10 protein-coding genes and 3 pseudogenes are annotated in these 12480 nt (G+C 66.8%); 8 read left to right on the top strand and 5 right to left on the bottom strand.

Annotated features, from left to right (window positions below; genetic code table 11):
* Positions 1–297: pseudogene (locus tag A5686_RS06185) on the top strand (hypothetical protein); the annotation flags it as partial.
* Positions 298–397: 100 nt separating this feature from the next.
* A pseudogene (locus tag A5686_RS27840) lies at positions 398–544 on the top strand (TIGR03943 family protein); the annotation flags it as partial.
* A 64-nt stretch (positions 545–608) separates the two neighbouring features.
* Here the strand turns inward: A5686_RS27840 and A5686_RS06180 are convergent.
* The 5 genes from A5686_RS06180 to rpmB are packed head-to-tail and all read right to left on the bottom strand — an operon-like array spanning position 609 to position 1963.
* Entirely contained in the window at positions 609–995 is a 387-nt protein-coding gene (locus A5686_RS06180; RefSeq protein WP_067932153.1) for a hypothetical protein, read from the bottom strand.
* The gene (rpsR, locus tag A5686_RS06175; RefSeq protein ID WP_067932151.1) at positions 992–1255 is read right to left on the bottom strand and encodes a 30S ribosomal protein S18; all 264 of its coding nucleotides are present in this window, start codon (positions 1253–1255) and stop codon (positions 992–994) included. The genes A5686_RS06180 and rpsR overlap by 4 nt, the downstream gene beginning before the upstream one ends.
* Positions 1255–1560 carry a 30S ribosomal protein S14 gene (gene rpsN / locus A5686_RS06170; protein WP_067932149.1) on the bottom strand — a complete coding sequence of 102 codons (306 nt, stop codon included), beginning with the start codon at positions 1558–1560 and terminating at the stop codon, positions 1255–1257. The genes rpsR and rpsN overlap by 1 nt, the downstream gene beginning before the upstream one ends.
* Positions 1561–1562: 2 nt before the next feature.
* Positions 1563–1727 (bottom strand): 50S ribosomal protein L33, encoded by a 165-nt coding sequence (gene rpmG, locus A5686_RS06165; protein WP_067932147.1) that lies wholly within the window; start codon positions 1725–1727, stop codon positions 1563–1565.
* Entirely contained in the window at positions 1727–1963 is a 237-nt protein-coding gene (gene rpmB / locus A5686_RS06160; protein ID WP_067932146.1) for a 50S ribosomal protein L28, read from the bottom strand. The genes rpmG and rpmB overlap by 1 nt, the downstream gene beginning before the upstream one ends.
* 105 nt (positions 1964–2068) lie before the next feature.
* Between rpmB and mrf the strand changes: the two genes are divergently transcribed.
* The 6 genes and pseudogenes from mrf (at position 2069) to eccCa (ending at position 12451) form a co-directional block, all read left to right on the top strand.
* On the top strand, positions 2069–3268 hold the full coding sequence (gene mrf / locus A5686_RS06155) for a ribosome hibernation factor-recruiting GTPase MRF (RefSeq protein WP_067932145.1): 1200 nt from the start codon (positions 2069–2071) through the stop codon (positions 3266–3268).
* Between the two features lie 217 nt (positions 3269–3485).
* Positions 3486–4391, top strand: coding sequence for a class I SAM-dependent methyltransferase (locus tag A5686_RS06150; protein WP_067932163.1), 906 nt, complete (start codon positions 3486–3488; stop codon positions 4389–4391).
* A gap of 46 nt (positions 4392–4437) precedes the next feature.
* Positions 4438–4608: pseudogene (locus A5686_RS27835) on the top strand (hypothetical protein); the annotation flags it as partial.
* A 417-nt stretch (positions 4609–5025) separates the two neighbouring features.
* Positions 5026–6867: a type VII secretion system ESX-3 AAA family ATPase EccA3 gene (eccA3, locus tag A5686_RS06145; protein ID WP_067932143.1), complete on the top strand. Its 1842-nt coding sequence runs from the start codon at positions 5026–5028 to the stop codon at positions 6865–6867.
* Positions 6864–8471: a type VII secretion protein EccB gene (gene eccB / locus A5686_RS06140; protein ID WP_067932140.1), complete on the top strand. Its 1608-nt coding sequence runs from the start codon at positions 6864–6866 to the stop codon at positions 8469–8471. Before eccA3 ends, eccB begins: the two co-directional genes overlap by 4 nt.
* Positions 8468–12451 carry a type VII secretion protein EccCa gene (gene eccCa / locus A5686_RS06135; protein ID WP_067932136.1) on the top strand — a complete coding sequence of 1328 codons (3984 nt, stop codon included), beginning with the start codon at positions 8468–8470 and terminating at the stop codon, positions 12449–12451. Before eccB ends, eccCa begins: the two co-directional genes overlap by 4 nt.
* Positions 12452–12480: the final 29 nt, after the last annotated feature.

Raw genomic sequence — 12480 nt, 5'->3', positions numbered from 1 at the left:
GCAGCCAGGGTCCGCCGGCGGCGACGCGCGACATTGCGCGGCCATGGTGACGAGGTCATGGATATGAACGTCGACGTCGACCCCGACTGGGACGCTTCGCTGGCGTCGGACCGGGGCGCGGGCACATTGGGGTTCGCCGGGACGGCGCGCCGGGATGCGGTCGCGGCGGCGGCCGGATTGACGACGCTGGCCGGTGACGAGCCCGGCGGCGGCGCAACGTTGCCGATGATGCCGGCCACCTGGAGCCCGGACGGCTCCGGCAGCGGGGCGCCTCGCGGCGATGTGGGGGACGACTAGCACCGCGAACCTGTTGGCCATGGCGACGTCGTCGAATTGTCCCGAAATTTCCGAGCTGGTGTGCGCTGCGAAAATGACACGGTGGGCACGCTGAAGGGGTGCGGCCGACGCTCAGCTGGCCCGCATCCACCTGCGCGGCCCGGCCGTCGCAGGGGCGGCCGGTCTACCGGACAACACCTGGATTCGCGTCCAGGGCCTAGTCATACCCGCACCGAGACAACCGAATTCGCCGATGATTCCGATATGAAAGAGCACCGCGGTCACCCGCATCGACGCCCCGCCTAAGCCCTATGACTACCCGTATTGAGCGGTCAGTTGCATCGGCTTGAGCCGCGTGTCCACCGCTCGTGCTGGGTGAGTTGGCTTGGGAGGGGCGTGATTTCCCACTGCCCGAGCTCCAGCCAATCGCGCAGTTCGGCGGCCGCGGCACGGTCGGTGATAGGGCCTATCCAATGCGCCGGGCCGCAGGCCACCCGATCGTTGGTGCACGGTTGCACCACGGCCATGACGCCCCCGCCGGTCGGCCGAGACGCACAGGTGAGGTGTCCGAGCATGCAGGCGGCCGAGACCAGCATGGAGTGCGGACACCGACGGATGGTGGGACGCAATTCGTCGATCACCGACAAGTGGTCGACAGCGCAAGCGGCGCAGACGATCACGGTAAACGGGCGGTCGGTACCTGGGCGGTGCGGCGTCATCGCGCGTGCCGTCCGGGGTAGGGCAGCAGCGCCATTTCACGGGCGTTCTCGATGGCCCTCGCGACCCGTCGTTGTTGCTGAACGGACAGGCCGGTGACGTGGCGGGACCTGATCTTGCCGCGTTCGGAGATGAACACGCGCAGCGTCGCGGTGTCCTTGTAGTCGACCGCATCCAGCCCCAGGCTGTGCAGCAGATTCCTTCTGGGTGGGCGGCCGGCGAATAGCGCGGGCCGGCGGGTGCGCGCGGCTTTCCCGGCCATTACCAGCTCGCCTTGCGCAGACCGGGTAGCTGCCCGGCGTGCGCCAGTTCGCGGACCCGAACCCGCGATAGCCCGAACTTGCGGAGGTGGCCGCGTGGGCGCCCGTCGACCGCGTCACGGTTGCGCACCCGCACCGCGCTGGCGTCGCGGGGCTGGCGCGTCAGCTCGTTTTGGGCCGCCGCCCGCTGCGCGGCGGTGCTCTGCGGTGCGCGGATGATCTCTTTGAGTTCGGCGCGGCGTTCGGCGTAGCGCGCCACGATCGCACGACGGCGATCGTTCTTGACGATCTTGGATTTCTTGGCCATGCTCAGCGCTCCTCGCGGAACTCGACGTGGCGGCGGATGACGGGGTCGTATTTGCGCAGCACCAGCCGGTCGGGGTCGTTGCGCCGGTTCTTGCGGGTGATGTAGGTGTAGCCGGTTCCCGCGGTGGAGCGCAGCTTGACGGTGGGGCGAATCTCGTTGCGTGCCACTAGATTCGCTGTCCTTCGCGGCGCAGCCGGGCGACTACCGCTTCGATGCCGTCGCGGTCGATCACCTTGATGCCCTTGGCGCTGACGCGCAGTCGGATCCGCCGGCCCTCGGAGGGCAGGTAGTACGTCTTGAGCTGAACGTTGGGGTTGAAGCGCCGCGACGCGCGGCGGTTCGAATGCGACACCGCGTTACCGAAACCCGGTCGCCGCCCGGTCACCTGGCAGTGGGCGGACATGCTGCACCTCCATACTGCTTATTGAAAATCATTTTCGACAAGGCTCGGCACGAACGGTACCGTATGTGCGAGCCAGATGAAAACGATTATCAATAAGGGGGCACGATGCGGACGCCCGTCATCCTGATCGTGGGGCAGAGGGACACCGACCCGGTCGCGGGTGCATTGCTGCGCACCCCGGGAACGCTGGTGGTCGAGCACCGGTTCGACGGTCAGGTGGTGCGCCGAACGACGGCCACGCTTTCCGGTGGCGTCTTGACGTCCGATGAGACCGGCTTGGAGCTCGCGCACGGCTGCGTTTCATGCACCATCCGCAACGACCTGCTGGTCTTGTTGCGTCAGTTGCACCGTCGTGACGACGTCGACCGGATCGTCGTGCACTTGGGCCCCTGGCTGGAGCCCGAACCAATCTGCCTGGCGATCAAGCACGTTCGGGTGCGCGTGGCGCCGGGTTACGTCGATGGACCCGCGGCGCTGGACGTGTCGATCGCCGCCGTGGTGACCTGCGTCGATTCGCCGACGTGGCTGAACCGGGCGCTGGGTGAGGACGAATTGGCCGACGGGCGCACAGAGGCGCAGGTGGTGATCGGCCAGGCCGAATTCGCCGATGTGGTGGTGCTCAATCAGCCCAATCCGTTCGTCGCGGCCGTGCTGCGCCGGCTGTCCCCGCGGGCTCGTGTTCGGGTGGGAGCCGACGGCATCGAGGACGAGCTCAACAATCTGTATCGCGACGCGCGCCGCGGCCGCAGCGACGACCCGCACGGCCCGCTGCTGACCGGGCAGCCGCCACTGGACTCGCGCGGACCAATCAGCCTGGTGGAGTTTAATTCTCGGCGACCTTTCCATCCCCAACGCCTGCACGCCTGCCTGGATCTGTTGCTCGACGGTGTGATTAGAACCCGGGGGCGGCTCTGGCTGGCCAGCCAACCCGACCGGGCGATGTGGTTGGAATCGGCCGGCGCCGGGCTGCGGGTGAGTTCGGCCGGCAAGTGGCTGGCCGTCCTCAACGACATCGAGCTGAGCGGCATCGACGCTGAGCGAAGAGCCTTTGCCGAACTGAGCTGGGACGACCGGCACGGCGATCGGCACACAGCGATGGTCATCCTGGTGTGCGGCGCAAAACCCGCCGACATCCTGGACGCGCTGCACGGCGCGCTGCTGACCGAGGAGGAGATGCGGTGCCCACGCGGCTGGATCCGCTACGACGACCCGTTCGGCGACTGGCACGAGGAGCCGTGCGCCGACCGGGCGGAAGTCGCCGACAACGCGGTCCGGCAAATCCGGCAGGACGGCGATCCGCCGTGAAATCCGGCGTTCACCCGGTCGTGTTCCCGGACGTCACCATCGGTGCGATGCTCCTGACCCCAGCGCACGAGTTCGCGCATCGCCGAGTGGCAAACCCCCGCGGGGCCAGGCGCAGAAGTTCCATCGCCGCCATCGTGGCAGGTAGCCGCGACATGCGCCACTACCGTTGTGCGCCACCGGAAACGGTGTGTCGGTGGCGCGGCGTAGTGTGGGCGGGGTGCGTAGCGAAGGCGATACCTGGGACATCACCACGAGCGTGGGTTCGACCGCGTTGTTCGTGGCAGCGGCGCGGGCATTGGAGGCGCAAAAGCCCGATCCGTTGGCCGTGGATCCGTTCGCGGAGGTTTTCTGCCGCGCCGTGGGCGGTGCGTGGGCGGACGTCCTCGACGGCAAGGACCCTAACCACCAGCTGAAGACGGCCGACTTCGGCGAGAATTTCGTCACCTTCCAGGGTGCCCGCACCAAATTCTTCGACGAATATTTCCGCCGGGCGGCCGCCGACGGCGTGCGTCAGGTCGTCGTGTTGGCGGCGGGCCTGGACTCGCGCGCCTACCGCTTGGACTGGCCGGCCGCTACGACAATCTTCGAGCTCGACCAGCCGCAGGTGCTCGACTTCAAGCGCGAGGTGCTCACCGGTGCCGGCGCCCAACCGCGTGCCGAACGTCGTGAGATCGCTATCGACCTGCGTGAAGACTGGCCGCAAGCCCTGCGTGACAACGGCTTTGACCCCAGCAAACCCTCGGCATGGATCGCCGAGGGCCTTTTGATCTACCTCCCGGCCGCGGCCGAGGAGCAGCTGTTCACCGGTATCGACGGTCTGGCCAGCCGGGGCAGCCACGTCGCCGTCGAGGACGGTGCGCCGATGGATCCCGAGGACTTCGAGGCCGCGGTGGCAAAAGAACGCGCGGCGACCACGCAGGGCGACGGGCGGGTGTTCTTCCAGTTGGTTTACAACGAGCGGCATGCGCCGGCCACCGAGTGGTTCGGCAAGCACGGCTGGGATGCGGTCGGCACGCCGTTGGCCGACTACCTTCGGCAGGTTGGGCGCCCGGTGCCCGGCCCGGAAACCGAGGCCGGCCCGATGATCGCCCGCAATACCCTGGTCAGCGCCGTCAAGGCCTGACTCGCCGCGTCGGGATTTTCATTGAGATCCGGCTGACGTTCTCGCACCCGATCCGGGGTTGTCGGTCGCATCGGATCGTGGTGCGGGGCTTTTGGGCTTTGCTGGAACGGTGCCCGTGGATAGCGCGGAGGCGACGGGGCTGACCACGCTAGCCGGTGACGAGTTCGGAAACGCGCCCCCGGCGCCGATGCTGCCGGGCAGTTGGGACAGCGACTAGCGGGGAACTTTGTTGGCCCGCCAGCCGACTACTGGCTGCGTGATCGTTCCGCGGCCACCGGTCGTGACGGTCGTCGAGCTCATCCGATCGTCAAGGAGTCGTTGCTATGACCGCGCCCGCGCGGACGGTGTCATCCCTATCCGCTCGGCCGGAGCGGACGGCGCGGGGTGCGCGGGCCGAGTTGATAATGAAAATGATTTTCATTAGGGTTGGTCCTTGCTGTGAGACCGCCCCCGACGCGGCTGTGAGTATGCCGAAAATGCGGAGAATCTCTGCGAAGACTTCCTCAACAGCGGTAAAAGAAGGGCAGCGCAGTGGTCAGTCGGACGGACCCAAACGCCTCGACAGTTAGCTTATGCAATGCTAACTTCAGGCGGGTTAGGTTAGGGGAGGCTACATACATGACGAGGCGCGGCCGTGGAACTCGGTGACACCGGCATGCTCACAGCTCAGCCGGTTAACTCTCGGGTTGACGAGGACGTCGTCAGCCGGTTCGCCACGTGTTGCCGAGCACTGGGAATAGTCGTCTATCAACGCCAGCGTCCTGCCGATCTGACCGCCGCGCGCTCCGGCTTCACCGCGCTGACCCGCATCGCTCACGACCAGTGCGACGCGTGGACGGGTCTGGCAGCTGCCGGAGATGTGTCCCTACGGGTGCTCGAGGCGGTATCGCGCAACGTCGCGACCGCCGGCGCGCTGCAGCGCCAAGTCGATTTGGCGCCCGGGTCGCTGGGCTTCCGCTACGACACCGGACTGTATTTGCAGTTTCGCGCCACGACGCCCGAGGAGTTCCATCTCGCCTACGCGGCCTCGCTGGCAACGGCCGGACGATTTGCTGAGGCCGACGAAATCGTCGCCGGCCTGACCGCCCGCCGCCCGAACTGGCGCGAGGCCCGCTGGGTGTCCGTCGTGATCAACTACCGCGCCGAGCGCTGGTCGGACGTCGTCAAGCTGCTGACGCCGATCGTCAACGACGTGGATCTGGACGAGGCGTTCTCGCACGCCGCCAAGATCGCCCTGGGCACCGCGCTGGCCCGGCTTGGCATGTTCGCCCCCTCACTGTCGTACCTGGAGGAGCCCGACGGCCCCGTCGCGGTGGCTGCGGTCGATGGCGCGTTGGCCAAGGCGCTGGTCCTGCGCGCACACGTGGACGAGGACTCGGCGAGCGAGGTGCTGCAGGATCTGTACGCCGCGCATCCCGAAAACGAGCAAGTCGAACAGGCCCTGACCGATACCAGTTTCGGGATTGTGACCACCACCGCGGCCCGCATCGAAGCCCGTACCGATCCATGGGATCCCGAAACCGAGCCCAGCGCCGAGGATTTCGTCGATCCCGCAGCGCACGAACGCAAAGCCGTGCTGCTGCACGAGGCCGAGCGCCAGCTCGCCGAATTCATCGGTCTCGATGAGGTCAAGAACCAGGTGTCGCGGCTCAAGAGTTCAGTGGCCATGGAGCTGGTCCGCAAGCAGCGTGGTCTCGCCGTCGCCCAGCGCGCCCATCACCTGGTTTTCGCCGGGCCACCCGGAACCGGTAAGACCACCATCGCCCGCGTGGTTGCCAAGATCTATTGCGGCCTTGGGCTTTTGAAGCGGGAGAACATTCGAGAGGTGCACCGCGCCGACCTGATCGGCCAGCACATCGGTGAGACCGAGGCTAAGACCAACGCGATCATCGACAGCGCACTCGACGGCGTGCTGTTCCTCGACGAGGCCTACGCGCTGGTCGCCACGGGCGCCAAGAACGACTTCGGGCTGGTGGCGATCGACACCTTGCTGGCGCGGATGGAAAACGACCGCGATCGCCTGGTGGTCATCATCGCCGGATACCGCGCCGACCTGGACAAGTTCCTGGATACCAACGAGGGCTTGCGTTCTCGATTCACGCGCAACATCGATTTTCCTTCTTATGCACCCTCGGAGCTGGTCGAGATCGCGAACACCATGGCAGAACAGCGCGACAGCATCTTCGAACCGGCCGCGCTCGAACACATGGAGGCGTTGTTCACCAAGCTGGCATCCGAGTCGACTCCGGATGCCAACGGAATCTCGCGACGCAACCTCGACATCGCCGGTAACGGTCGATTCGTCCGAAACATCGTCGAACGCTCCGAAGAAGAACGAGAGTTCCGGCTCGACCATTCCGAACACGCCGGAACCGGCGAATTCAGTGACGAGGAGCTGATGACGATCACCGACGACGACGTCGAACGGTCGGTGGAGCCGCTGCTGCGCGGCCTTGGCCTGTCGGTGCCGGCATGAGCAACGAGTCCGACGAACGCCGTTCGTTCACCTCTCGCACGCCGGTCAACGACAACCCCGACCAGGTCGAGTACCGCCGCGGTTTTGTCACCCGCCACCAGGTCAGCGGCTGGCGGTTCGTGATGCGCCGGATCGCATCCGGTATCGCACTGCACGACACCAGGATGCTGGTCGATCCGCTGCGCACGCAATCGCGTGCGGTGGCCATGGGGGTGGTCCTGTTGGTCACCGGCTTGGCGGGTTGCTTCGTGTTTTCCCTGATTCGGCCCAGCGGCACGGTGGGCACCAACGCCGTATTGGCCGACCGGTCGACCGCCGCTCTGTACGTCCGAGTCGGCGACGACTTGCATCCGGTGCTCAACTTGACTTCCGCCCGGCTCATCACCGGCCATGCGGTGGATCCCACCATGGTGAAAAGCAGTGAGCTGGACCGCTTTCCGCGCGGCAACCTGATCGGCATCCCGGGCGCGCCGGAGCGCATGGTGCAAAACCCCTCGCACGACGCGAATTGGACGGTGTGCGACTCGGTCAGCCAGCCGGCCCAGGGCGGCCACGCCGCCCACAGCACCGGCGTCACGGTGATCGCGGGACGGCCCGACAGCAGCGGTGCGCGCGCGGCCACGCTCCCGTCGCGGCAGGCGGTCCTTGTCGACCGGGACGGCACTACCTGGCTGTTATGGGAAGGCAGGCGTTCGCAGATCAACCTGACCGACCATGCGATCACGAACGCACTCGGCCTGGGGCAGAACAACTCCGAGGTGCCCGCGCCACGGCCCATCGCGCTGGGCCTGTTCAACGCGATACCGGAGGGGCCGCCGCTGACCGCACCGGGCATCCCGAACGCCGGTGCCCCGGCGCCGTTCACCGTGCCCGCACCGATCGGCGCGGTGGTGGTTTCCTACGCCCTGGATCAGAGTTCGTCGGGCGCACCGCGCTACTACGCGGTCATGCCCGACGGCCTGCAACAGATTTCACCCGTGCTCGCCGCGATCCTGCGCAACACCAATTCCTATGGGCTGGACCAACCGCCGCGGCTTGGTGCCGACGCGGTGGCCAAGCTGCCAGTGTCGCGGATGCTGGACACCGAGCGCTATCCGGATCAACAGGTCAGCCTGGTCGATGCGGCCAAATCCCCTGTCACATGCGTCTATTGGAGTAAGCCGGCCGGAGCCGCGACCAGCTCGCTGAACCTGATGTCCGGCTCCGCGCTGCCGATCGCCGAATCGATCCGCACCATCGACCTGGTAGGTGGCGGTGCGGCGACAACCGCCACTCGTGTCGCCCTGGCGCCGGGCACCGGCTACTTCACCCAAACCGTCGGCGGCGCCCCGGAGTCACCGGGCACCGGCTCGTTGTTCTGGGTTTCTGACACCGGTGTCCGCTACGGCATCGACAACGAGGCCGAGCACTCGGCCACCGGGCATGGCAAAACGGTTGAGGCGCTGGGCCTTAGCGGTTCACCGGTGCCCGTCCCGTGGTCGGTGCTGTCGCTGTTCGCCAATGGTCCGACGTTATCGCGCGCCGACGCGCTGCTGGCACATGACGGGCTGACCCCCGATCAGAAGCCCGGCCGTGTGGCATCTGCCGAGGGAGCCCCCCGATGAGCCGACTGATCTTCGAAGCGCGCCGCCGGCTGGCGCCGCCGGTGACCCGCAAGGGCACCATCGCCATCGAGGCGCCACCTGAGCTGCCCCGGGTGATTCCGCCGTCGTTCCTGCGGCGGGCAATGCCCTATGTGCTGGTGATCCTGATCGTCGGCATGGTCGTCGCCCTGTTCGCCACCGGGATGCGGCTGATCTCGCCGCAGACATTGTTCTTCCCGTTCGTGCTGTTGCTCGCCGCGACCGCGATGTACCGCGGCAACGACAACAAGACGCGTACCGAGGAGGTCGACGCCGAACGCGCCGACTACCTGCGCTACCTCTCGGTGGTCCGGGACAACATCCGTACCCAGGCCACCGCGCAGCGCGCCGCGGCCCAGTGGTCCCACCCGGAGCCCGCCGCGATCGCGGCCGTGCCGGGAACCCGCCGCCAATGGGAGCGCGACCCCCACGATCCCGACTTCCTGGTCCTGCGGGCCGGCCGTCATCACGTGCCACTGGCCACGACCTTGCGGGTCAACGACACCGCGGATGAAATCGACCTGGAGCCGGTGTCGCACAGCGCGTTACGCAGCCTGCTCGACACCCATCGGACCGTGCCGGACGTACCGACCGGTATCGACCTGGCAAAGGTCTCCCGCATCACCGTGCTGGGCGAGGAAGACCGGGTGCGGGGGGCGCTGCGCGCGTGGCTCGCTCAGGCGGTGACCTGGCATGACCCGACCGTGCTCGGGGTCGCACTGGTCACCCCGAATCTGGAGAGCCGGCACTGGTCCTGGCTGAAGTGGTTGGCGCACATCGACATTCCCGGTGAGTTCGACGGGGTCGGACCCGCCCGCTTCATGTTCACCAACGCCGATGACTTGGTCGCGAAACTGGGTTCGGCCCTCGCCGACCGCCCGGCGTTCACCGGTGAGCCCGCCGCTGCGTTTCGTCACCTGCTGATCATCATCGACGACCCCGACTACGACCTGAACGCGTCGACGCTGGCGCTGGGCCGGGCCGGTGTCACCGTTGTGCACCGCAGCGCAACGGCGCCCAACCGTGAGCAGTATTCGGATCCGGAAAGGCCGATCCTGCGCATCACCGGCGCTGGCGGTCGAGTCGGTGCCATCGAGCGCTGGCAGACCGGCGGTTGGCAGCCCTACATCGACAACGCCGACGAATTGGGTGCCGACGAGGCGGCGCACCTCGCGCGCCAGTTGTCGCGCTGGGACTCCAACCCAAGCCACACCGGCCTGCGCTCGGCGGCCACCCGCGGTGCCACCTTCACCACGATGCTGGGCATTCCGGATGCTTCCCAGCTGGACGTGCCCACGCTGTGGGCGCCGCGCCGCCGCGAGGACGAGTTGCGCGTTCCGATCGGGGTCACCGCGACCGGTGAGCCGCTGATGTTCGACCTGAAGGACGAAGCCGAGGGCGGCATGGGTCCGCACGGGCTGATGATCGGTATGACGGGCTCGGGTAAGTCCCAGACCCTGATGTCGATCCTCTTGTCGCTGTTGACGACTCATTCGGCAGATCGGTTGATCGTCATCTACGCCGACTTCAAGGGTGAGGCCGGCGCCGACAGCTTCCGCAACTTCCCGCAAGTGGTTGCCGTCATCTCGAACATGGCCGAGAAGAAGTCGCTGGCCGATCGGTTCGCCGACACGCTGCGCGGCGAGGTCGCCCGCCGGGAAACGTTGCTCCGCGAAGCGGGCCGCCAGGTGCAGGGCAGCGCGTTCAACTCGGTGGTGGAGTACGAGGCCGCCATCGCCGCCGGAAACGACCTGCCGCCCATCCCGACGCTGTTCGTCGTCGCCGACGAGTTCACCCTGATGCTGGCCGATCACCCCGAATACGCGGAGCTGTTCGATTACGTTGCGCGAAAAGGCCGCTCGTTCCGCATCCACATCCTGTTCGCGTCGCAGACGCTGGACGTCGGCAAGATCAAGGACATCGACAAGAACACCTCCTACCGCATCGGTCTGAAGGTGGCCAGCCCCAGCGTGTCTCGCCAGATCATCGGTGTGGAGGATGCCTACCACATCGAATCCGGCAAGGAGCATAAGGGCGTGGGCTTCTTGGTACCCGCCCCGGGAGCGACGCCGATCAAATTCCGCAGCACCTATGTCGACGGCATCTACGAGCCGCCCGTCAAGGCTAAGTCATTTGTGGTGCCGTCTATTCCGGAGCCCAAGCTCTTCACGGCCGGCCGGGTGGAACCGGATCAGGACACCGTGATCACAACCCCGGAGGAAGACGAATTGACCGGGCCACCACGCAAGCTGATCGCCACCATTGGTGATCAGCTGGCCGGTTACGGCCCACGGGCGCCGCAGCTGTGGCTGCCGCCACTGGACGAGCCGATTCCGTTGAGCGCCATGCTGGCCCGCGCCGGCGTTCCGCCGCGGCAGTGGCAGTGGCCACTCGGCGAGATCGACAAGCCGTTCGAGATGCGCCGCGACCCGCTGGTGTTCGACGCCGCCTCGTCGGCCGGCAACATGGTCATCCACGGCGGTCCGAAATCGGGCAAGTCGACCGCGCTGCAGACGTTTATCCTGTCCGCGGCCAACCTGCACTCGCCGCGCGAGGTCACCTTCTACTGCCTGGATTACGGCGGTGGCAAGCTTCGGGCGCTCGAGGACTTGGCGCACGTCGGCAGCGTCGCTTCTGCGCTGGAGCCCGAACGTATCCGGCGTACCTTCGGCGAACTCGAACAGCTGCTGTTGTCGCGGCAGCGGCGAGAGGCGTTCCGGGAGAAGCATGGCGCCGCACCCGACGACGGGTTCGGAGAGGTGTTTTTGGTCATCGACAACCTCTACGCCTTCGGCCGCGACAACACGGACCAGTTCAACACCCGAAACCCGTTGCTGGCCAGGGTCAGCGAACTGGTCAACATCGGCCTCGCGTACGGCATCCACGTCGTCATCACCACACCCAGTTGGCTGGAGGTGCCGCTGGCCATGCGCGATGGCCTCGGATTGCGGCTCGAGCTCAAGTTGCACGATCCACGGGACAGCAACGTGCGGGTAGTCGGTGCGCTGCGCCGGCCCGCCGAAGCGGTGCCCCACGATCAGCCTGGTCGCGGATTGACCATGGCCGCAGAGCATTTCCTGTTCGCCGCGCCGGAATTGGACCAGGTGGCCGCGCTCAACGCGCGTTACCCGGGCCTGGCCGCGCCGCCGGTGCGGTTGCTGCCGACCAACCTCGCGCCGGAGTCGGTCGGGTCGTTGTATCGCGGGCCGGAGCAGGTCGTGATCGGCCAGCGCGAGGAAGATCTCGCGCCGGTCGTGATCAGCTTCGTCGAGAACCCCCTACTGATGGTGTTCGGCGACAGCAAGTCTGGAAAGACCACGCTGCTGCGCCACCTCATCCGCACCGTGCGCGAACACTCCACGCCCGATCAGGTTGCGTTCACGGTGCTGGATCGGCGGCTGCACCTCGTCGACGAGCCGCTGTTCGCCGACAACGAGTACACGGCCAACATCGACCGGATCACCCCGGCGATGCTGGGCCTGGCCAATATCATCGAATCGCGCCGACCGCCGGCCGGACTGCCACCCGGGGAGCTGGCCCATTGGCGCTACGCGGGCCACACCCACTACCTGATCATCGACGACGTCGATCAGATACCGGATTCGCCGGCGATGAGCGGGCCCTACGTCGGGCAGCGCCCGTGGACGCCGCTGATCGGATTGCTTTCGCAGGCGGCCGATCTGGGGCTGCGGGTGATCGTTACCGCACGTGCGACGGGTTCGGGGCACGTCTTGATGACCAATCCGCTGCTGCGCCGGTTCAACGACTTGCAGGCGACCACGTTGATGCTGGCGGGTAATCCGCAGGACAGCGGCAAGATCCGCGGTCAGCGATTCGGCCGGTTGCCTGCCGGGCGGGCGATCTTGCTGGGCGACAGCGACGCTCCGACGTACGTGCAGTTGGTCAACCCGTTGGTCGGGGAGTCCGTGATAGAGGGCGCCACCGAAGGTTTCGCCCACTGATGTTTACGCAAGTCCGTAGAGAAGGACTA

It is taken from the genome of Mycobacterium sp. E2479, from assembly GCF_001667925.1.
Lineage (GTDB): Bacteria > Actinomycetota > Actinomycetes > Mycobacteriales > Mycobacteriaceae > Mycobacterium.
The sequence above is the reverse complement of the archived record's forward strand: the minus strand, read 5'-3'. Positions and strand labels throughout refer to the sequence as shown.

Bases quoted from the DNA above. Each gene is read 5' to 3' on its own strand.
- rpsN (WP_067932149.1), bottom strand. From the start codon at position 1,560: ATGGCCAAGAAATCCAAGATCGTCAAGAACGATCGCCGTCGTGCGATC.
- rpmB (WP_067932146.1), bottom strand. From the start codon at position 1,963: ATGTCCGCCCACTGCCAGGTGACCGGGCGGCGACCGGGTTTCGGTAAC.
- eccB (WP_067932140.1), top strand. From the start codon at position 6,864: ATGAGCAACGAGTCCGACGAACGCCGTTCGTTCACCTCTCGCACGCCG.
- A5686_RS06180 (WP_067932153.1), bottom strand. From the start codon at position 995: ATGACGCCGCACCGCCCAGGTACCGACCGCCCGTTTACCGTGATCGTC.
- mrf (WP_067932145.1), top strand. From the start codon at position 2,069: ATGCGGACGCCCGTCATCCTGATCGTGGGGCAGAGGGACACCGACCCG.
- eccCa (WP_067932136.1), top strand. From the start codon at position 8,468: ATGAGCCGACTGATCTTCGAAGCGCGCCGCCGGCTGGCGCCGCCGGTG.
- rpsR (WP_067932151.1), bottom strand. From the start codon at position 1,255: ATGGCCGGGAAAGCCGCGCGCACCCGCCGGCCCGCGCTATTCGCCGGC.